Below are 20,347 nucleotides of genomic sequence, written 5' to 3'. Positions count from 1 at the left end.
TGAGCTTTTTTGCGGCAATCAGTTTAAAACAACGGTACATACAAATAAAACTTTCTGGTATGTTCGTAATCCTCATCATGAAATTCAAAAAAATCAAAACCGGCGTTATGGTTAAATGCAAATCCGGTAGCCTTGAACCATTGATCTAAATCTTTCCGTACCGTGCGAAATACCGCTCCCATAAAATCCGGATAGACGAATACGGCGTACCTGGATGCCGGAATAGTCATCTCCGCCAGCCCGGAACGGTCTCCACTATGCTCCTCCGCGGCCATGCCATAAAAACAGAAACTAAGGGACGGGTCTATGCTGTCGCTGCAGCCGACGCTGAACAAGCGCCTGGCAGTGCCCCGTACAAAATACTCCTCGTAAAAATCGTAAACCCTGCCGATCAGTTCTTCCATTTCGCATAAACATTCCGGGTTTAAAAAAACCTTCTTGCCCAGCAATTTAATTTCTTTTATTTCCCGGCAGCAGTAGTTGACAACAATTTTTTTATTTCTGGTTTTAAAGTCCCGCTCAATGATATCCAACCTTTCCATTAACGGGGTCAGCAATCTCTCTTTGCGGAAGAGACTTGGGGCAACGTGAAATACTTTTATAAAATCACGGGTGAACTGTTCATGTGAATTAAATCCGTATTGGAAGGCAATGTCCACCACTTTGCGGTCCGTTTCTTTTAGAGCAACGGCAGCCTGGGAAAGCTTTCGCCCCAGGATATATGATTTTACTGTCTGATTGGTTACCGCTTTAAAGATGCGAAGGAAGTGGGTGGGTGAAATGTAATACCGGAACGCCAACTCCTGCAAGGATATATTCCGGTGCAAATTCGATTCAATATAGTGTATGGCATCATTGACCATTTCTATGTAGTTCATAGGAGCCCCCCCCCCACTTTAACTATAATATGCTTTCTTAGCCAAATACAGGATTTCCTTTTTTTTGCCGAAATTAGAAAAAATAAAATACCCATGCTCAGCACACCGACCGGCCTTTTTGCTTTTTCCCAATAAGCTTGATTGAGCGGCTGCCCTTACAATAAAAAAAACCAATTGTTTACTCAAAGTATATAAAAATATTCTATTTTACATATCAATTTATCTTATGGTAAATAATTAAATAGTTGCCAAAATAATATTGGGAAACGGGGAGGTAATTAATAGTGGGGAGAAATAAGTTTTTAGCACTATTTTTGGTAATTATGACCTTGTTTTTACTGGCTGGCTGCGGACAAAATGAGCCCCAAGCCACGGGTCAGGCAGGTGATACGGTAAGCCAAAGGCAGTCCATAAAAGTGGGCGGGTCCAGCACCCTGGCGCCGGTTATCGCCCAATGCGCCAATGATTTTACTGAGGAATACAAAACCTGGAACAAAGTGGATGCTGAATTGCCGGAAGAGCCTATCGTAATCTTCGTGTCCACCGGCGGATCCGGCTTTGGGGTTAATTCAACCCTGGACGGCACCGTTGACATTGGTATGGCTTCGCGTGAAATTAAAGATGAAGAAAAAGAAAAAATGCCGGAGGGCAAGATTTTTAAGCTGGGCTCTGATGCTCTAACTATATCCGTCCATCCTCAGAACCGGGTAATGCAAATAAAACCGGATTTAACCACTGATGAAGTAAGACGTATTTTCGCCGGGGAAATTAAAACCTGGAAGGAACTAGATGCCCAACTGCCTGACAACCCCATTGTATTGGCGATAAGGGATTTGGGCGGCGGAGCCAGTCAGATATTTGATGAATTAGTTATGAAAGGAACTCCGGTCTCTAAAGAAGCTATCCAATTGCCTTCAATGGGGGCACTGGCCGGTAAAGTAATGGAAAACCAGAATGCTATGGGTTACGTTTCTTTTGGTTTAGTCAAGCAAAACGAAGGGCAACTGGGTGTGCTTAAAGTGGATGGGGTCACCCCGACATTGGCAACCATCAGCAGCGGGGAATATAAAATAGCACGGCCGCTGCTGCTAATCACCAAAGATACCCCCAATGCCCAAGAGCAGCTATTTATTAATTACCTGCTCTCGGAAAAAGGGCTAAAAGTAGTTGAGGAAATGGGGTTCATCCCTGCCGCTGATTAACAAATTATGATTATTTAATCATGTGGGTAGTTTTAAATAACTACCCACAATCATTTAAAAGAGTGATAGATTATGTCATTTAAAACTAAGCAGCAGTTATGGTTAAATGCTCTCGCGGGCTTGATTTATTTGCTGGTATCCAGCGGTGCCATGCTATTGCTGCTGGCCATTGTTTTTTTTATGACCCGGGAGAGTTGGCCGGCATGGTCTGCAATGGGGCCGGCCCGGTTGATTGGCGGCTTGGATTGGAGCCCTTTGGCCAACCCACCCTTACTGGGTTTGGGGGCAATGATCTGCAGTACCCTCTGGACAGCTCTGGGAGCGATATTGCTCGCCGCTCCCATTGGGTTATGCAGCGCTGTATTTTTAGCAGAATTTGCTCCAACCTGGCTGGCAGCGATCATCAGGCCGGTGCTGAATGTACTTACAGGTATTCCTTCGGTGGTTTATGGCTTCCTTGGTGCCGCTGTGCTGGTAAAATACTTTGAAGCTTCCTGGCATATGGCCAGCGGCGAATCCTTATTTTGCGCTTCACTGGTACTGACAGTAATGGTTCTACCCTACATCGTGGCTACTTCCGAGGCCGCTTTGCGTGCAGTACCGGGGGAATACAGGCAGGCGGCGCTGGCTTTGGGCGTTTCCAGGCAATATGCCGCACTAAAGGTAATGCTTCCACTGGCAAGCAGGGGCCTGCTTGGAGCTTTAATACTGGCCTTTGGCCGGGCCGCCGGTGAAACAATGGCTGTTTTAATGCTGGCCGGCAACATATTGCTTTTCCCTACCTCGTGGTTTGGCAAGGGCGAGCCGATTTCCGCCTTAATTGCACTGGAGTTGGGCACTTCTGTTGCCGGCAGCCTGCATTACCGGGCCTTATTTGCAGCAGGTTTGGTGCTGCTGGCATTTGTTATGTGCATTAACATGCTCATAAATATATTGCTGCACAGTAAGAAAAACGGGGTGCATAAACATGGCGGTTACTAAATATACCGCGCGGGCGGCGGATTATAAAACAGGGAAAGCGAACCTGCGGCGATGCTTCCGGGATTTAATCTGGCTTAGCTTATTCTGGGCCTCAGGTCTGGTTATACTTTTTATCCTGCTGGGTATATTGGCATACCTGCTGTACCGGGGCGGTTCTTCATTGACCTGGGAATTTATAACCTCTGCCCCCGCGGGTTTTCCACTGGGGACACAGGGAGGGGTGCTTCCCGCCATCAGAGGCACCTTTTACCTGGTGCTTATCGCCGTTGCCGCATCGGCAGTGCCGGGTATCATCACCGCGGTATATTTGGCTGAGCAGGCCGGCCAAACGAAGTTTATCGGCTTGCTCAACCTAACCATTCAATGCATGGCCGGGGTTCCTTCTATTATAACAGGATTGTTTGGCTATTCTTTCTTTGTATTACACCTGGGTTTTGGGATATCATTACTGGCGGGCGGCCTGGCTCTCGGGATTATGATTTTCCCGGTAATTGTGATAACTGCCAGAGACGCCTTGCTGGCGGTTAATGAACAATATCGCCTGGCGGGCACCGCGCTGGGTGTGTCCCGCTGGTATATATTATGCAAAATAATTTTTCCCCGGGCAACGCCGGCCATAATCAGCGGGTTGCTGCTGGCTATGGGTTACGCGGCGGGAGCAACCGCTCCCATAATGGTTACAGCTGCGGCAATTTCAGCTGATTCCTCCGGCAGCTTGTTTGAACCGGTGATGGCCCTGCCATATCATTTATATATACTTTTCAGCCAGCATGTATCCATGTCCAAGGCCTACGGCACCGCTTTGCTGCTGGTGATTTTATTATTAATAATCAATATGGCGGCCCTGTGGCTGCGCAGCATAAAAAAAGGGGCTTAAAGCTTATGTCGTTGCTTATTGAGAACTTCAGTGCCTGGTATGGCCAAAGCCAAATACTAAAGGACATCGGCCTTGAGTTTAAGGAAAATTGCATATCGGCCATAGTTGGCCCCTCGGGCTGTGGTAAAACCACCCTTTTAAGAAGCATCAACAGAACAGCTGAATTGGACAAAGCTTTTAAATGCAGCGGCCAAATTTTATTGGCCGGAGCCGATATTTATGCCGGCAAGAATGCAGCAGGTATTCGGCGCCAGGTGGGTCTGGTTTTTCAAACCCCGGTGGCACTGCCTTTAAGCATAAAAGAAAATGTCCTTTTCGGCCCCCGCTATTATGGAGCCGGCAAAAATCAACTTGCCGCTATACTTGAAAAATGCCTGTTTCAGGCCGGTCTGTGGGATGAAGTTAAGGACAAACTGGATAAACCCGCGGCCGAGCTGTCCGGTGGTCAAAAACAAAGGCTGGCCATCGCCCGGATGCTGGCAGTTGAACCGGAAGTCCTGCTGCTGGATGAGCCCTGTTCCAATCTGGACCCTGCATCCACACTGCTAATTGAACAGCTTTTGGTTAATTTATCGGCGCAGCTGACCATAGCTATTGTAACCCACAATCTTTTCCAGGCTAAAAGGGTGGCACAAGAGACTGTTTTTATTGCTGAGGGTCAGGTGGTGGAATGCGGAGCAACCGGGGACATGTTTAATCACCCGCACAGGGAAAAAACCAGGGCTTTCTTTTCCGGCTTAATGTGGTAATTATGCTTCTAAATGCCTGTGCGGATACGGAGAAAAGCGTGATAACCTGTAAAGAAGACATTAGCCGGAGCATTTGCCGCTCCGGCTAATTTATCAACAATATTACTTGGTTTTATTTAATAATCTCAATATTACAGTTGAAAATTCACCCCAGGTAATCCTGGCCCGGGTGGGGTGATCATTTGTAATCAGCTTCTGTTTTTTTAGTTCATCCACCATTTCCTGCGGGACAGTGGAATAATCCAGTAAACCCAGCCGGTCCAATATCACCGCCCCCATTTCTCTGGTAATCACCCCCTGGGGGTTGGTGCCATCTAAAATTCCTTTTGCCACCGCTTTTTCCCAGGATTCTTTAGCGTAATCACTTACCACGGGTTTTCCCTCCTTTGGGTAATCCACACTGCCAACCGCATTGAGCTGCCCGGGAGTTGCGCTCTGCCAGTCCCAAAAACTAATGCCGGATAACCCCTCTTTTTTAGCCAACCGACCAAAAAGAATAATCTCCTCGGGGAGCACCGAGCTAAAGGTCTGCCCGATCGGGGCAATCGGCAAGCCGTAGCTTATGAGCCCCGGCAATGTCTTAGCCAGTGCCGTATTCACCGCCATTTTGAATTCCCCCCAATACACCTGCGGCAAAACTACATTACACCACTTGGTAAATTCCTTGTACGGGAAACCGGGATGATATTGTGCTATAGCAAAGGTGGTATAACCTATCGTCAGCTCGCTGAAGCTATTTCGGAAGGCGTCGCCCAGCTGCTTTGCTTTTTCTACACCGGATTTATTTTCATACTCCACTTCAGCATCCACCACTAACCAATCAGCCCCGGCTGCAGCGGCACGTTTTGCAGCGTTTAACTCTCCCTTGATATTGGTTCCATAGGAATAACCCCAGGCTCCGACAACTAAGCCGGCTTCTCTTGCCAACCCGGCTATTTTTTCAATTTGCGACCAGTAATTGCCGCCGTCCCATGCCTTTACAATTAATCCGGCGAGCCCCAAGGAAATTGATTTTTTCACGATTTCACCCGGATCACCGGACTTCTCCAATTGCCAGATCCAAAGATGTTTGCCTCTCCATTCCTCAGCCACAGGATCAACTCCTAAAAAATAAATTGCAGCTTACCGTACCGGACTGCTGAGATTTATTGATTGATCCGTATTTAACAATTAAATATTTGCCATTTACCCCGTACTTAGGCATTTTTGGCCCATCAGCAAATCCGCTTACATATTTTTTTTAACTCCGGTAAGTGATTGGGAATTATTGGTACATTAAAGCCACGTGCAATGTTTTATGGTCGTTTATAATAAAGGGAAGCATTTTTAATACTATATGATAAATACCCAAAAAGTGTTGACCCTCCGGTTACGGGAGAGCTTATGTTTATTTTAAAACCTTTTGTCCATAATTTTTAAATCTTTGATCTGACCGCCCAGATTTATACCCGTCTGTATTTGCAAAATAATATTGCCGGGTTTATATAAGGCTTTCTCATCCGCCTTCGTTCTGACCATAGCCAATCCCGTTAACATATTGGCGTATACCGCAATTTTTGCCGGCTTTAAACTTTACGGGAACGCCGGCCATTTGCATGCCGCTGTTGTTGCAGCCTCCGGGGTATTTTTAGGTGCCATGTCATGGTGGTTTAAAATCTTCACGGCAATCTCCGATACTACCATATTTTGTAAATCATATTATTGTTAATTGTGTAATTAAACTCTTGAACTGAACGAATACCCTTTAAAATACTCAGATTTATTTCAGTTATATAATTAACGAGTTCTGTTAAGATACTTTGGTGAATCAAGTAACAATGCTTAATATAAATTACATAAGCTTTCTCACATATTGTGTTATCACTATAATTATATAATTTATCAATAGTATGTTTACCACCATAGTAGCTTAAAATATCCAAGTAAGAAATGCCAGCAATGCTGGCATTTTTATTAAAAATCTCAATTGGGTCACCAATTTCAATGTTAGAAGTTTCTACTACAATACAAGGACTTTTAACTGGAGAAGTTACATACATTAATAAATTTAACTTCTTATTTTTAGAGCATAAAAAATGATTCAAATTGGAAAAGCTATTTTTCTTTCTCCATTCAATACGTTTAAATCCCTTAACTATTCCTAAGGCAAATTTGGGCTGAATGGTTATTATACCTTTGATTTCCATGATTTACTCCCGACAAATTTTTTATAAATACGTATTCATGATAGCCCAATCTATACTTACCCCTATTAGCATTTTTCAATTTAAAACCATGATTATTCAAAAATCTATAAAACTGTATTCCACCATCGGTTTCGAAAAGCCTCTCTTCTGGAACAGTAATAACCAAGTTAGGGTTAAATATATTTTCATTAAATTCTTTATAAAAATCAGTGAAAAGTAATGTACCTAAACCTAATTTCCTAATTTCTTTAAGGAGATAAAGACTACAAATTTTGTTAGAGCTTATTGAGTTATTTGGTTTTTTTAGAATTGCAATACCATAAATATTATTGTATTCATTTTCAATAGCATATATAATTCTATTTCCTTTATAAAAATCAATAACCATCTTATCATAAAACCATTCTTTAAAATCGGGATAGAATTGCTTATATTCTTCATATGCAAATCTAAAAATATCATTTAGTTTATGATCATATTTAATATTTGTTTTTAAATTGTAAGCTATTTTATTAATAGTAAAACTCGACATTTGAATCACCATCTTCTAAAAGAAAACTTAAAATTAGGCTTTTTATATAAAGATATAGTAAATCTTACTAATTTTGCAACACCATATAAAAAACTTATAACAAACAAGAGAAAAAAAATAATATCAAGTAAATTAGAAATCGAAGTAATTAATCTTAAAATATATTTGTTTCCCTCAAACAATTTATCAAAATAAGTACGGAATATTTTGTTACTATATATTATTCCCGCTGAAAAAACGTTTATAAGTACCCCGGCTTGAAACTGTTTAAAAGAAACTTTCTGTTTTTCAAATCCAGCAACCATATTAATAGCCTTAGGAATTTGAATGGTAGTGGTTCTTCTTTCCGGGTCTTCAGAAAAACCACCCTTTATTTTCCAGTAATAGATTATAAAATCATTATTTATACTTTTAAGTTCTTTTAAATAAGAACCAAAATGTTCTTTTTCTAAAAATCTAATATACTCTAAATCCTTTTCATATGTAGTTATTTTTCTGTCAAATTCCTGAATAATAAAAATGTATAAATCATCAACGCCCAGACAGTTTCTTTGTATATTAGTCAGTTCATTTATAGGCAGTAATCTCATTTCATTAAATCTAATGTCATAAAATATATTATCAGAAAAGCCACCATCCTGGGAAATGCATATATTTTTACTTTTTAACGAAGACTTGTATCTAAATCTTAAATAAAGATTACATGGATCTTCTATTTCCTCATGCTTGAGATCATCTATATTTAGCAATATTTCAATTTTTTGTTCATTAAGTCTATCTATTTCTGCTTTTAGCAGTAATAAAGGTTCTCGGCCATAGAAAGAAACTAATGTTGCAGTATCATTTTGAGAAGTTCGGTTCATAGGTTTAAACTGCTGAACTTCGTCATTGAAGATTAACTGGGTAACATTTTTTTCCCTAAAACAATCATATAATTGCTCTATACTATTTAAGTTAACAAGGAAAGGTGTATATAAAATGAACTTGAAATAACTTCGCCCTTTAAAAAATATTTTATTTATAACTACCTGAATTCCTATATCAACAATAAGGTCTTTGGGGAGTTGCCAAATATTTAAGTGTAGCTTTTTTATAGATTTTAAGTTTTCAAAATCTTCCACACAAACTGCAAATGAACGTGTTTCCGATTCCATTAAAACACCCCGGAAGCCTGTCCATTTGAATTTGTTGATTGGACAAGCCAATTTAATTTATTATATTATACATGAATATAGAGATTTTTTACATTTATATTATAGATTTTCCAGCAAAAAAATATCTATGGCGCTCTTCTGTATTGAATCAAGGGTGATCAAATATAACCTATATGGAAAATATGCACCTTATATTTGGCTGTCCATAAGCTCAGTAAATATTAAGGCGTTAAGAAGCAATACCCTATTATTCATTAATCAATTTCTCTGATACTTCGGACCTTCTATCTTGTTGAAGATCGGAAGAATCGTAGAAAAGCTATTGATACCCCGGTCGATAATATCACCTAGTTGTACAGTAAAAGCAAGATCATGCTGATTAAAGGTTTCAGCTGCATCCGCAAGCTTGTCCACTGAATTGCGATAGTATCGTGTTCCGTTTGGGTCATAGTCACAGTACTGAATATCCGCTACAACTCTAAATTCGAATCTCGGCTTTTCATCACTTTTAAGATAATATATACACCTTTCATATAGCCCCTGTGCCGTTGGGTCGGCGGCCGGGGGCGTTTATGTTTTGCATTGCATACATAGCCCTTTATCCAATATCCTCCATTACAACGTTAGCATTTTCCCCTATGTCTGCATAGTATAAACCGCAAATAAATGTTAAACCTGATCTAAGGAGGATGTATTAATGGGTTATGGAGCAGGCTGTGGAGCAGGTTGTGGTGGTGGTGCACCTTTCTTTGACGGGAGTTTCATTCTGTTTCTGATTCTAATCTTACTGGTGTTCGGAATGGGATTCATAGGTTGCGGCGGAGTTTGCTAAAAGGCAGCACCGGCAAAACGCCCTGAAAGGGGCGTTTTGCGATTATATGCTATACTTTTTGTGTCAAGTATGACAGTGCTTATATCATAGGAAACATTAAATGGTCCGGCTTTAACCTTTTCTTCAGAACGCGTCATTGGTACAATTAAAGATATTGATATGGTAGCAAATTTTTCAGCAAGAATTTCATCTATTTCTGCAGAATCAATGTATGCTTGTTTTAATTCCTCGTAAAACTCAACATCTCTCCTTAGCTCATCTAGCATGTCCTTTTTATACATATATAGCTTTACCGCGGCATTTGACAATGCTAAGGAGGCAGCTGACAATTTAACCAGCAAATCAGGCTTCTTAGAAAATAGCTCAGCCATCTCAATCAACCTCCTCCCATACCCTCTCCAGCGCCCCCCTCATTCCCCAGCACCAAATCACAAGCTAACTTCTGCCGCGCCTCACACCGATACACCGGTGGCCCACGTCCTTCCGCCACTGTGTCCGTGACGGCAGTTCCTCTTTAACCATGCAGTTTGTCACTTGGCACCAGTGTCAGCATCGGCGCCAGCGGTAGGCAACGGGTAGGTCGTCTATGTAAAATGATATTTTGCAAGCTTAATATAGAACCCAAAAGAAATTTATAGTATACTGTCGAAGTATCAAAAACAATTATTAATAGGAGACAAAAATGAAGGATGTAAAACTGCCTGTCGCTCTATTTAACGGAACAGTAGCTACTACTAACGGTTTGTATTCTATCAAAGATATAGATGCAGCTACTGCAAAGAGGTATATAAAACAAAATGGGTTTCTTTCGGCCATTGGGCACGAAGCTACGGCTGAAGTTATGTCAGACCTGTTAGGTGAAAATATAAAAATGAATAGAATTCAGTTTCATCAACAAGTTGGGCAATTTGCCATTGCTTTCAAATTGAATATTAGACCCCAAGAGGGGGATGTTTTAACAAGAAAAGAAATTGAGCGCATAGGTTTTAGCCTTAAATTAATGGAAAGATTAGAATAAGGATGCATTATTTTTTTAGTGAATAACTTATCTTAAATAAATTGATCAATGTAAACATCCTCAGATTTAGTCTTCCAACAAAGCTCAGCAGTATTCCCCGGCTAACGAAACCAGAGATAAGAGATGAAGCATCGTTCCTGTTTATCTTTTTTACCTCTAAACCTTTTATTCTTTGTGAAATTCTTGATAGGCTTCCTTCATGAGTTGGGTTATTGGCATTTTCTGAGGACATATTTTTTCGGCACTCGAATAATCGCTACTATCTATCTTACTCTGAATCCCACTTGGCATTTGTGCAAACCTCTGAGCAACCAAATCTGGTCTACCATATCCTCTTGAATACATGAGCATTTCCATAATGTCAAATATAGGTATCTTGTCGATGTTTGTTGTTTCGCATGCACCACAGCGCCTACAGAAATAATTTCCAGTGGCATATGCATAATCTACCAACAATCTTAAAATCTCAGGGTTGAGTGGATTCTCATCAATAGCTGCCAAAACATTTGATTGTAAAATAGCTGAGTTAGGCATGAGAGAGCAGATTGATGTTAAAGAAGGATTTTGCCAAATTGCCTTTAGTTTTGATTGCTCAAAGGACATATGATAAACTTTCAATAATGAATCTATCTTTTCCTTGCTCGGAAGCTTCTGCAGCTCAGCTTTTTTCTGGACACAGAACCCCATGGACTTAACAGCAAATATGCCAATGCCTTTTTCATAGCATTTCTGCAAAGCGTCATCCATGCTTTTAATATTCTGCATCCTATAGTTGTAAAACGTTTGAATTCCATCTATCCAACCGAGCTCAGAGGCGCCGCTGAGGCAGTTATCCATATTTTTGTGGGTGCAGAATCCGAAAAATCTAATCTTTTTTTCCTTTTTGACTTTCTCAACCCATTTTTTTACATCACTATTGAGCGTTTTGATGTCATTCACTGAATGTATTGCTAAAAAGTCAATATAGGAAGTCTCATTCTCTTTGAGAATTTTGTCCAACTGTTCCTGCATGATAACTGGATCTGTTGAATAAACTTTCCCAGACAAAAAAACTCTTTCTCGTATCCCGGGATTTTTTTGGAAGTATTCAGCATATACTTTTCCAGTAAATGAAACAATCTCCCAGCAATTCACACCGTGCCTCAAGGCTTCATCCAGCAAAGCTTGGCTGTCTGTGCTTCCAAAGGATCCTCCCCCAAGACAGAGTTTCGATATTTTAACTCCAGTATTGCCGAATGCTCTCTTTGGCACAATAAAATCCATTTTATTTTTTTGCATCATATGACTCCACCCCTCCCCCAATAAATTAAGGTAATTCTTAGTATTGTCCATCCTCCTCTTGACAAAAACAGCCGAACGCAGACGGCATGGCAACGCAAAAAATGTTTTTTCTAAATAAGTAAAAAGGCAACGAGTACATGATGATCATGCAAACATTGCCAATATGATGTTTCGATATTTTAACCGGCAATTCCTTCTAAGAATCCTTTAGCTGGAGAAAAAGCTTTTTAGGCTTCGCATTTTAGTCATTTCTACCGGAAACATTCTATAAGGATTTATCAAGTTAATGATTAATTTAAAAAATAAAATAGGCAACGTAACATAGATGATGCGTAACGTTTGCCTACATTAGCAAATTCGACAGCAAATTCAACATAAAATTGTAAAAACCTTTTTCTTTGGTTTCAGAAATAATTTTTTCTGTCTGCAAAGCTAGCAATATGGAGCTCGCTCTATTTTTACATCTCTTATCTCCATGACTGGGTTATCGCCAAACTGATCTGGCTTGGCACCATTCCAAAACCTCCATAAGGGGTCTGCCCCTCGCTGCGTTAGCAGTTTAATCCTAAACACTTTAAACTACAAAAGTTCGCATTTTGTTCACATTTAGTTCACAAAACAGTAAAAAGTGGCAGTTAAAATATAGGCATATGGGCCCCGGGGACAACTCCACAGTAAATAAATTCGCCGTTTTACCGGCGTAATGTTAATTAAAGACGAGGTGTAAGTGATGAAGTTAAAATTGAATAAACTTTTTATAGTACTGGTGCTATCTTTTATCGCTGTGCTGGCTATTGGCTGCAGCGGCAACAATAACCAGTCAGCCAACCAGGATAACGAGGCTGCTGCTGCAACCAATGAGCAGGTCGTCATTCCGGAGGAGGAGCCGGCTTTAACCGGTAAGGTTAAAGCTATTGCGGGAAATGAAATAACGGTTTATAAAGCAGCGGCACCGGAGCAAGCGCCCGGTCAGCCGCCTACCGAAGCACCGGATCAACAACCTGCCCAGGCGCCGGAGCAACCACCTGCCGGCGAGGAAGCTCCGGCGGAACCCGACCCCGGTACGGCAGGGCAGGCAGCAGGACAGGCGCCCGCCCCCCGCAATGGTGAAGCAGGGCCGGGGAATAGGCCACCCGGGCTGCAGGTAACCGAAGAAACCGCAACCTTTGTTATACCGGCAGACACGCCTATCGTAACACTGCAGCGGGGCAGTAATGAAACCACACCGGTCAATCTGACGGAGATTAAAGAAGGCCAGTTTTTGCGGGTATGGCAAAAAGATGATACAGTTTATTTTGTTCAAATGATGGGCGGTATGGGGCCGGGGACAGACGGCCCGGCGGATACGGGCAATAAGGAATCAGGGGCGGACAATGCGGAAAGTGCCGGCGGTAATTAGACTGCCTTCAACGCCGGCAGATTTAGATAAAATTGGAGGTTGTAAGCAATTACAACCTCCAATTTTATCAACAAAGCATCCTTATGCTATAGCTGTTAATTTAATTCTTTTCACTTGTATTACGCGCACCATAACAATTTTTATTAATAAATTTTGTGCCGCTACGGTAAAGATAATAGTAAAGGTAAAGGTAACGGAAAAGTAACGAAAAACTTCAAGTCGCGTTCATCATGGCATATTACTGAAAAATCCGGTTTCAGCAAGGTTGGTGGCCAGGGTAAAACTAAATGTAGATCCCTCTCCCGCGACACTATGCACATTAACCGTGCCGCCATGGGCCTCTACAATTTGTTTAACTATGGCCAGCCCCAGTCCGGTGCCCCCCAGGGCCCGGGAGCGGGACTTTTCCACTCTATGAAAACGTTCCCAAATATGCTCCATATCTGTAAGTGGGATACCCGGACCCCGGTCGGTGACAGACACCGTAATTTTATCGTCAGCCTCCTCCGCCCGCAATGTAACTACACCTCCGGCCGGCGAAAACTTAATGGCGTTATCCAGCAGGTTAAAAATAACCTGCTCGATCCGGTCTTCATCGCCCGGCACCGGCGGCAGCCGGCCGGTGAAGCGACTGTCCACGGTTACCCGGCGCTTTTCCATCAGCGGCTGCAATTTTAAGAGCACCTGGCCCACTAATTCCGGTATTTCTATTTCATTTAGCTCCCATTTTTCCTTACCCGATTCTATCATCGACAAATCCAGCAAATCATAAATCAGCTTATTTAAGCGCAGTGTTTCCCGGTAGATCACCTCCAGGTATTTATCCCGCTCCCCGATGGGTATAGCGCTGTCCAGCATGGCTTCGATATAGCCCTGAACAGAGGTCATTGGTGTGCGCAGCTCGTGGGATACGTTGGCCACAAAATCCCGCCTCAGTTGATCAAGCTTTTTAATCTCGGTTATATCCTGCAGTACGCCGACCGCGCCAAAGCCATGGCCGTCCTGATCGGTCAACCGGGAAACATGGGCCTGGATAAAGGTCTGCCCGCCATCCGGCGTGTATTCTTCACTGCACGACTCACCTGACGCCAGAACCGCGGCAAATAATTCTTTTAACCGTCTGTCCATAATAACCTCCGCACCGGGCTGCATTGACAGCCGGGCGGATTGTTGATTTTGCTTATTTGTTTCGGACAAGCTTTCCTGCGGCAATGCCTGTTGAGCCGTTAGCCGGCCGTTTTGGGGCGAACCCAGGGTGCGTACGGCCTGCCGGTTGATTAAAATCACCCGGTTGTCATTATCCACGGCCACCACGCCCTCGTCCATGTTAGCCAGGATGCTTTCTATTTTCCCCTTTTCCCGGGCCAGGGCGCCCACGGTATCCTCCAATGACAGCGCCATCCGGTTGAAGTTTTGCCCGAGCCGGCCAATTTCATCGCCGGAGACAATCTCCACCCGCTGCCGGTAATCCCCGCCCGCAATTTGTACGGTGGCCTCGCTTAACCGGCCCAGCGGTCCGGCCAGGGAGCGCGATATCAACAAACCAAACAATGCCGCAAGCAAAAGCGCGGGAATCGCGGCAATCAACATGATCCGGCGCACGGCCCGCACCGCTTCGGTAATATCCGCCAGCGGCGCGGACGAGAATAAGGCCCCGGTTGCTTCACCCTTTACCAGCACAGGTACAACGGCAAAAATCACCACCTGGTCAGGTCGTGACAAATGTCCCCGCCGGGTGACGGTTTTTCCCTCCAACAGCAATTGGGCATCCTGCGGGGCCAGTCTTAGAGGCAGACCGTTGGGTGGCGCATCGGGCGGACTGCCGGGTGGACTGCCGGGTTGATCACCGGGCGGGGCCCCGGGCGGCGGGTTGTTTACAGCCCCGCCATAGGCCATCTGGATCAGATCCTCCCGGCTGATTAAAAACACGCGGTTCTTGCTGATGCGATTCAAGGCGGCCATCACGCCGGGGGAGATGCTGTCCTGCGCGGTATTTTCAGCTATTATCCCTGCCAATTCCCGGCTTTCACTCAGCAGTTCCTGTTCCACCGTAGAGTAGTAATAATCGCCCAACAGGTAGGACATGGCCGCACCCAGCACCAACAGGGTAATTAAAATGACAGCAATGTAAGTGGAAATTAATTTACTGAATAAGCTGTTAAACATATTGCTTTAAACCTCGAATTTATAGCCCAGGCCCCATACTGTTTTAATGTATCGCCGCCCCGTATTGGCGTTTAGTTTTTCGCGCAAACGTTTAATGTGGGTGTCCACCGTGCGGGGATCGCCCAGATAGTCATATTCCCAAACCTGCTGCAGCAGCTGTTCGCGTGTAAAAACCCGGCCGGGATTACCGGCCAAGAACCATAACAGGTCAAATTCCTTGGGCGGCATTGGTATAACTTGGCCATTTATCTCCACCTGCCTGGCGCTGTTATCTATGATTAAACCGGGCAAGGTAATTACCTCGTTATCCTGTCTGGTTTGCGTCTGCTGAACCCGTCTCAACACAGCCTTGACCCGGGCCACCATTTCCCTGGGGGAAAAAGGCTTGGTGATATAATCATCCGCGCCCATTTCCAGACCCAGCACCCGGTCCAGCTCCTCACCCCTGGCGGTCAGCATAATGATGGGAGTGACAAGCTGCTTCCTGATTTCACGGCAAACCGCCCAGCCGTCCATTTTAGGCAGCATAATATCCAGCAAAATCAGATCCGGCCTGGCGCTTGCCGCCCTCAGCAGCGCCTCTTCACCATCCAGAGCCGTTTCCACCTGAAAGCCTTCCCTTTCCAGGTATAGACGCGTGAGCTCTCTGACTGGTTCTTCATCTTCCACCACTAAAACTGTGCCGGCGTATTCAGGCAACTTGATCACCTCCCCTGTTATTTTTCTGCACAGCAGACTTGCTTCCTTTATTAATTATCACATTATATTTATTGTCACATTACAGCTTTTAGAAAACTTTGATCTGCCGATGCCCTTTGATTTAGTTCAGCTGGAATATTTCCTTCTCTTAAACCTGGCCGTCAATAGCAACCCGGCTAACAGCAGCGCCGCACTGGCAGCGATATATTCGATTTGGACATTTGTTAACCTTAATCCATTATTGGGATGATCCGGCCTGTTCATCTTCCCGTCCCCGGGAACGCCGCCTCCGGGGGCACCGCCGCCGCCAAAGCCGCCATTGCCGGGCCGCATCCCGTCAGGCATATTCTTCATTCTATCGATCATGGCTTCGTCCAAACCCAGTTCTTTCAGCTGGGCCGTTTGTTCATCCGTAAGCTCCCCGCCATTGGCGCTTTGGATTATTTCCATAGCTTTAGTCATCTTCTCCCGGTCGGGACTGGCACCGCCCCGATTCCCGCCGCCCGCGTTATCCGGCTCGGGCGGTGCGGCCTCCTGCCCGGCGGCATCCTGCGGCCTCGCATTGCCGGCCGGGCCGCCCTTGCCGCCGCCCATGCCCCCGCCGATGGCGCTCAGGTCAACGCCGGCGTCATTACCCGCTCCGGCAGTAGTTTTTTCACTTTGCTCCCAGGTTGTTGACGACCGCTCTCCCGCCAACTGGGCGGTAATGCTGGCGGCCCGCTGCCTGCCGAATTCAAGCAGCACGGGCAGGGCGTTTTGATACTGCTCATAGGTGAAAAACGCAGTGGCGTCATTTTTGACATAGTTATTAATCAGTTTATCCGTTTTGTATATATTTTCCTCAAACAACCCGCTGTCAATATAGTTGGCCACAATTTCCCTTAAATATTGGTGATAAAGCTCTTGATACTCCGGAATTTCAAGCAGTTTTCCGATCAACGGGCGCTCGCTCAGCTCGGTGGTAACCGGTTTATCTACCGGATAGTTGACCGCCTGCTCCCCGTTGCCTACGCCAAAGCCGGCAAAGGCCAAATTCAAATCCCAGGGCAAAATGGTAAACACACCATCTTTTTCATACAAGTAATAATTGTGCTGCATATTACCGGCATAGCTATCAAAATTAACCAGCACGGTATTCACCGCAAAGTACCTTAAGATGGAGTCCACATCCAAATATTTCTCCAAATCGGTGCCGCTGTCAAGGTGTTCAATCATGTCAATTACCTTGTCAAAATCAGCGTCGGTAACTTTGTACGCCGCGCCGTCTTTGATGCCGGAATAATTGGCCGCGCTTGCGCCAGACCATTTAAGATCCGCACCGGCCCCTTCCGGCTTATACAGGTTTCCGTATGCGCTGCCGAAATTTCTCTCCGCAAAGCTTTCCTCCATCGACTCAACCGCCAGATAAAGCCCCCACGGCTCACCGTTGACAGTGACATTAGCGAAGGAATACAGGGGCGTAACCACCCCCAGCGAGGCAAACATATCGTAGGCCAGATATTCCTTCATATAGGTTTTATCCATATGCATATTATTCAGCACCAGCTTGTTCAGGCCAAAGCAGGTTTGACCATCGACATAGGTGTCAAACTCCAGCTTGAAGCTATAACGGTCGGTTGTGTCATCCTGGGCCACCGACCGCAGGCTGGAATTGCCCTTGGGCCGGATACCGACATTATAAAAGGTTTCACCGTTAACTGTGATGTCAGCGCCCCGGTATTGCTCAGCAGTGGCGTTTTCAATCAGCCAGTCGAAATCTTCCTCATCAATCTCAATATCAATTTGGGTTACCTGATCCTTATCAAACACCTTGCTCGCATATAGAGGTTCAGCGGCAGGGGCGGTGAAGCTGCCGGGATTAAGCATCAAAACGCCGGTTAAGATTACAGCGGCTGCCATAAATACAACCACGATTTTATTAATGTGCTTACTGTCTATCATTCCCCTACACCACCGTCAAGATAAGTACTCGCCGTTGTAGCTGACCAGCACGGCACTGTTTACCCCCGTAATAGCGCTGATCTCATTGACAAATTTGGTAGACATATCCTTGAGCCTTATTTCCACAGTCAGTTCAACACCGCTGCCGGCAGCCACGGTTTTGGATTTGACAATATGTTTTTTAACACTGCTTTGGATATATTGCATGGCCGCGTTTTCGCTGTCGTCGCCGTCACATTTAATGACCAATATATATGGATTATCGGTACTTTTCTTATTCACAAACACCAGCATAATTACACCGATAAACAAAGAACCGAATACTGCCAAAGGAATCAGTCCCGCGCCCAAAACAATGCCCGAACTGATGGCCCAAAATAAAAATGCTATATCGATGGGCTCTTTGATGGCGGAACGAAATCTTACGATGGATAGCGCGCCGACCATACCCAGTGACAAAATGACGTTTGAGCTTATGGCCATAATAATGAGCGTAGTGATAAGCGTCATGGAAAGCAGGGAAACGCCAAAGCTGGCCGAGTACATAACACCCTTAAACGTTTTTTTATACACCATAAAGATATACAGTCCCAGCACAAAGGCCAGGCCCAGCGCGACAGCCGTGTCCAACATGGAAAACGAGGTTACTTTGTCCAAAAAGTTGGACTTGAAAATATCATTGAAGTTCAGTTGCTCAGTGTTCATATTCATACCTCCTGTACATCAACCATACATGCGGCAAGCGGCGTATTTTGAGATGGCCGTACTGCGCCTGTGGTTGGTTTGAATGATGTCCTGGATAATCTCCGGCAGAAATTCGTCATATTTTACCTCCAAAACAATATAGCCCCCGTGAATGATACCGACGGTCGGCAGATTTGGATTGAATAAATCTTGAGAAAACAACCCGCTGCCAATATCACGGTCGATGGTTATTCTAATATTGCCCGGCTCAAAAATGTAGGCTTCCCTTCTATAATCAACCACTGTTTTGGGCCTTAAAAGCTGGTGCTTCATTTTGGCGTACAGCTCCACCAGCAATTCATGGCCGGCACCGGCAAGCCAGGCGATATCACCGCCAAGCAATTGTTCACATTGCTCACGGGTTAACGGGGCCGATCTCTTCAGGCACAAGCCATTGGTTTTACTTTTCTTTTCCAGCTTGATATATGAAGGGTCGTCATTGTAAAACCGGATCCTGAATTTTTCACGATGATTAAAGCTTTCCAGCTTCTCTATCAGAGCCTTATTGGCCGGGGTGTCAAAATACAGGCTTCTGATTTTATATGTACCGTCGGCTCCCGCAAACTTATCGGTGCCGGCAATATACTTCAGCCTGGTTCTGATACTGTAATAATCGGCGATATTAATGTAATGCTTTTTCTCATGCCTGAATTTTAATGTTTTCATGATTGGGTCACCTCTCTGGAAACGAATATAAGCGTTGGCTATCCTGCCGGGCACCAGATGCTTTTTATTATAGCCATTATTTTTTTCCGGTTTGTGACCTGATTGTGAACAAATTCCGAACTTTGGCCCGGCGCAGAAATTAGGAGATAGACCGGCTCATAAAGTGATAAAGAAGACTTGGTTCAGGTGGGGTTTTTGACCCATACGCTGGGGACATTCCTCGACCCAAAAGTTTACATACTTATGAGGGCGGAGCGACTTAAAGTGGATGACTAAGATAATAAAAACAATAACTCTGATTATTGCTTCAACAACTGACTAATGGTAATATAGGAACGAGCTAAAACCGAAAACTGTATCTGTGATTACTCCATATAATGCAGGGTTCCAGTACAAAAAATATAGCCATAAATAAGGGCTGGAAAAGTAAGTGTTTTTTGTTAAACCAAATTTTAGAGGGAGAGCAATTTTGAGTGGAGCTGAATTATTCATATTTTTTACTTTTTTAATTCCTATATATGGACTATTAATTTTTGGATATATAAATCCTGAAGAAAGCTTTTTATTAGGTAGAAGATGGATGTATAAAGAAAAACCTGAATTGAGTGAAGAAGCTATCTATTTTTATAAAAAAGCATCACTAATAGGTATAGTTGTAATAACTTTTATAGCATTATTGATTATTTATCGCAGTTTTTAGTAGACAACTCAACTTTCCCACTTGCAAAATAACCTTAATCCCAACATTTAAGCGGCCTTGCTGGAAAATAAAATAGCCCTTGACAATCATTGAGAAAAAATAGAAAAGACACCAATCCTTTTGGTAAAATGGAATTGCCAAAAACCAAAATTACCAGACCAAGGAAGGTGTCCATGATCATGATAATAAAAAACGCAGGGGTTAAGCAACTGCCAAAAAGTCTCCAATCTACGTTTTTAGAATTAAAAATATCAAATTACTTACGTAAAGCTGGCATAGTTAAAGGATTGGGATTCTCTTGTCTAACAGTTTTTTGTTTGGTTTTCTCGATGGTTTTTGAAA

Annotated in this window: 20 protein-coding genes and 1 pseudogene; 8 read left to right on the top strand and 13 right to left on the bottom strand. The window is 43.8% G+C overall.

Translation table 11 applies throughout. From position 1 onward, the window contains the following. Nucleotides 1-23: 23 nt before the first annotated feature. Nucleotides 24-878, bottom strand: a complete 855-nt coding sequence (locus BM056_RS02635) for an AraC family transcriptional regulator (RefSeq protein ID WP_092468483.1) — start codon at nt 876-878, stop codon at nt 24-26. A gap of 284 nt (nt 879-1,162) precedes the next feature. Here BM056_RS02635 and BM056_RS02630 point away from each other — a divergent pair, with 284 nt between their 5' ends. The 4 genes from BM056_RS02630 to BM056_RS02615 all read left to right on the top strand — a co-directional run bounded on the left by BM056_RS02630 (nt 1,163) and on the right by BM056_RS02615 (nt 4,687). Then, entirely contained in the window at nt 1,163-2,080 is a 918-nt protein-coding gene (locus BM056_RS02630; RefSeq protein ID WP_092468481.1) for a phosphate ABC transporter substrate-binding protein, read from the top strand. A 72-nt stretch (nt 2,081-2,152) separates the two neighbouring features. After that, on the top strand, nt 2,153-3,061 hold the full coding sequence (gene pstC / locus BM056_RS02625) for a phosphate ABC transporter permease subunit PstC (protein ID WP_092468479.1): 909 nt from the start codon (nt 2,153-2,155) through the stop codon (nt 3,059-3,061). Next, nucleotides 3,048-3,938, top strand: a complete 891-nt coding sequence (gene pstA / locus BM056_RS02620; protein WP_092468477.1) for a phosphate ABC transporter permease PstA — start codon at nt 3,048-3,050, stop codon at nt 3,936-3,938. The genes pstC and pstA overlap by 14 nt, the downstream gene beginning before the upstream one ends. A gap of 5 nt (nt 3,939-3,943) precedes the next feature. Continuing rightward, nucleotides 3,944-4,687 (top strand): phosphate ABC transporter ATP-binding protein, encoded by a 744-nt coding sequence (locus tag BM056_RS02615; RefSeq protein WP_092468476.1) that lies wholly within the window; start codon nt 3,944-3,946, stop codon nt 4,685-4,687. Between the two features lie 102 nt (nt 4,688-4,789). Here the strand turns inward: BM056_RS02615 and BM056_RS02610 are convergent, their stop codons facing one another. The 6 genes from BM056_RS02610 to BM056_RS02585 form a co-directional block, all read right to left on the bottom strand. Then, nucleotides 4,790-5,779: a hypothetical protein gene (locus BM056_RS02610; RefSeq protein WP_092468475.1), complete on the bottom strand. Its 990-nt coding sequence runs from the start codon at nt 5,777-5,779 to the stop codon at nt 4,790-4,792. Between the two features lie 300 nt (nt 5,780-6,079). Further along, entirely contained in the window at nt 6,080-6,223 is a 144-nt protein-coding gene (locus BM056_RS25990; RefSeq protein ID WP_165613338.1) for a hypothetical protein, read from the bottom strand. Between the two features lie 140 nt (nt 6,224-6,363). Beyond that, nucleotides 6,364-6,873: a hypothetical protein gene (locus BM056_RS02605; RefSeq protein WP_092468473.1), complete on the bottom strand. Its 510-nt coding sequence runs from the start codon at nt 6,871-6,873 to the stop codon at nt 6,364-6,366. Then, the gene (locus tag BM056_RS02600; protein ID WP_092468472.1) at nt 6,818-7,405 is read right to left on the bottom strand and encodes a hypothetical protein; all 588 of its coding nucleotides are present in this window, start codon (nt 7,403-7,405) and stop codon (nt 6,818-6,820) included. Before BM056_RS02600 ends, BM056_RS02605 begins: the two co-directional genes overlap by 56 nt. Nucleotides 7,406-7,410: 5 nt before the next feature. Further along, nucleotides 7,411-8,559, bottom strand: a complete 1,149-nt coding sequence (locus tag BM056_RS02595) for a hypothetical protein (protein ID WP_092468470.1) — start codon at nt 8,557-8,559, stop codon at nt 7,411-7,413. Between the two features lie 828 nt (nt 8,560-9,387). Next, nucleotides 9,388-9,762 carry a hypothetical protein gene (locus BM056_RS02585; RefSeq protein WP_092468467.1) on the bottom strand — a complete coding sequence of 125 codons (375 nt, stop codon included), beginning with the start codon at nt 9,760-9,762 and terminating at the stop codon, nt 9,388-9,390. 311 nt (nt 9,763-10,073) lie between these two features. On the opposite strand from BM056_RS02585, the gene BM056_RS02580 reads away from it, so the two are divergent. Next, on the top strand, nt 10,074-10,409 hold the full coding sequence (locus tag BM056_RS02580; RefSeq protein WP_092468465.1) for a YddF family protein: 336 nt from the start codon (nt 10,074-10,076) through the stop codon (nt 10,407-10,409). A 165-nt stretch (nt 10,410-10,574) separates the two neighbouring features. On the opposite strand, the gene BM056_RS02575 is transcribed toward BM056_RS02580, so the two are convergent. Beyond that, entirely contained in the window at nt 10,575-11,690 is a 1,116-nt protein-coding gene (locus BM056_RS02575) for an aldo/keto reductase (RefSeq protein ID WP_165613337.1), read from the bottom strand. Between the two features lie 730 nt (nt 11,691-12,420). Here BM056_RS02575 and BM056_RS02570 point away from each other — a divergent pair. After that, a complete protein-coding gene (locus BM056_RS02570; RefSeq protein WP_092468461.1) occupies nt 12,421-13,089 on the top strand; it encodes a hypothetical protein in 669 nt (222 codons plus the stop codon). A 228-nt stretch (nt 13,090-13,317) separates the two neighbouring features. On the opposite strand, the gene BM056_RS02560 is transcribed toward BM056_RS02570, so the two are convergent. The 5 genes from BM056_RS02560 to BM056_RS02540 all read right to left on the bottom strand — a co-directional run bounded on the left by BM056_RS02560 (nt 13,318) and on the right by BM056_RS02540 (nt 19,305). Continuing rightward, nucleotides 13,318-15,255: an ATP-binding protein gene (locus BM056_RS02560; RefSeq protein ID WP_092468458.1), complete on the bottom strand. Its 1,938-nt coding sequence runs from the start codon at nt 15,253-15,255 to the stop codon at nt 13,318-13,320. Between the two features lie 6 nt (nt 15,256-15,261). Next, nucleotides 15,262-15,954: a response regulator transcription factor gene (locus tag BM056_RS02555; RefSeq protein ID WP_165613336.1), complete on the bottom strand. Its 693-nt coding sequence runs from the start codon at nt 15,952-15,954 to the stop codon at nt 15,262-15,264. Between the two features lie 126 nt (nt 15,955-16,080). After that, the gene (locus BM056_RS02550) at nt 16,081-17,895 is read right to left on the bottom strand and encodes a CotH kinase family protein (RefSeq protein ID WP_092468454.1); all 1,815 of its coding nucleotides are present in this window, start codon (nt 17,893-17,895) and stop codon (nt 16,081-16,083) included. 15 nt (nt 17,896-17,910) lie between these two features. Next, complete coding sequence (locus tag BM056_RS02545) at nt 17,911-18,600, bottom strand: DUF4956 domain-containing protein (protein ID WP_092468452.1); 690 nt, start codon at nt 18,598-18,600, stop codon at nt 17,911-17,913. Between the two features lie 18 nt (nt 18,601-18,618). Next, complete coding sequence (locus tag BM056_RS02540) at nt 18,619-19,305, bottom strand: polyphosphate polymerase domain-containing protein (RefSeq protein WP_092468450.1); 687 nt, start codon at nt 19,303-19,305, stop codon at nt 18,619-18,621. Nucleotides 19,306-19,774: 469 nt separating this feature from the next. On the opposite strand from BM056_RS02540, the gene BM056_RS02535 reads away from it, so the two are divergent. Then, nucleotides 19,775-20,005 carry a DUF6199 family natural product biosynthesis protein gene (locus BM056_RS02535; protein ID WP_092468448.1) on the top strand — a complete coding sequence of 77 codons (231 nt, stop codon included), beginning with the start codon at nt 19,775-19,777 and terminating at the stop codon, nt 20,003-20,005. Nucleotides 20,006-20,094: 89 nt separating this feature from the next. Further along, nucleotides 20,095-20,347: pseudogene (locus tag BM056_RS26590) on the top strand (hypothetical protein); the annotation flags it as partial.

This window comes from Desulfotruncus arcticus DSM 17038, assembly GCF_900113335.1.
Classification (GTDB): domain Bacteria; phylum Bacillota; class Desulfotomaculia; order Desulfotomaculales; family Desulfallaceae; genus Desulfotruncus; species Desulfotruncus arcticus.
Note: the sequence above shows the minus strand (reverse complement) of the source record. Positions and strands in the feature narration are given on the sequence as shown.

Coding starts and splice junctions, on each gene's coding strand:
- BM056_RS02635 (WP_092468483.1), bottom strand. CDS start 878: ATGAACTACATAGAAATGGTCAATGATGCCATACACTATATTGAATCG.
- pstC (WP_092468479.1), top strand. CDS start 2,153: ATGTCATTTAAAACTAAGCAGCAGTTATGGTTAAATGCTCTCGCGGGC.
- pstA (WP_092468477.1), top strand. CDS start 3,048: ATGGCGGTTACTAAATATACCGCGCGGGCGGCGGATTATAAAACAGGG.
- BM056_RS02615 (WP_092468476.1), top strand. CDS start 3,944: ATGTCGTTGCTTATTGAGAACTTCAGTGCCTGGTATGGCCAAAGCCAA.
- BM056_RS25990 (WP_165613338.1), bottom strand. CDS start 6,223: ATGTTAACGGGATTGGCTATGGTCAGAACGAAGGCGGATGAGAAAGCC.
- BM056_RS02605 (WP_092468473.1), bottom strand. CDS start 6,873: ATGGAAATCAAAGGTATAATAACCATTCAGCCCAAATTTGCCTTAGGA.
- BM056_RS02600 (WP_092468472.1), bottom strand. CDS start 7,405: ATGTCGAGTTTTACTATTAATAAAATAGCTTACAATTTAAAAACAAAT.
- BM056_RS02595 (WP_092468470.1), bottom strand. CDS start 8,559: ATGGAATCGGAAACACGTTCATTTGCAGTTTGTGTGGAAGATTTTGAA.
- BM056_RS02585 (WP_092468467.1), bottom strand. CDS start 9,762: ATGGCTGAGCTATTTTCTAAGAAGCCTGATTTGCTGGTTAAATTGTCA.
- BM056_RS02580 (WP_092468465.1), top strand. CDS start 10,074: ATGAAGGATGTAAAACTGCCTGTCGCTCTATTTAACGGAACAGTAGCT.
- BM056_RS02575 (WP_165613337.1), bottom strand. CDS start 11,690: ATGATGCAAAAAAATAAAATGGATTTTATTGTGCCAAAGAGAGCATTC.
- BM056_RS02570 (WP_092468461.1), top strand. CDS start 12,421: ATGAAGTTAAAATTGAATAAACTTTTTATAGTACTGGTGCTATCTTTT.
- BM056_RS02560 (WP_092468458.1), bottom strand. CDS start 15,255: ATGTTTAACAGCTTATTCAGTAAATTAATTTCCACTTACATTGCTGTC.
- BM056_RS02550 (WP_092468454.1), bottom strand. CDS start 17,895: ATGATAGACAGTAAGCACATTAATAAAATCGTGGTTGTATTTATGGCA.
- BM056_RS02545 (WP_092468452.1), bottom strand. CDS start 18,600: ATGAACACTGAGCAACTGAACTTCAATGATATTTTCAAGTCCAACTTT.
- BM056_RS02540 (WP_092468450.1), bottom strand. CDS start 19,305: ATGAAAACATTAAAATTCAGGCATGAGAAAAAGCATTACATTAATATC.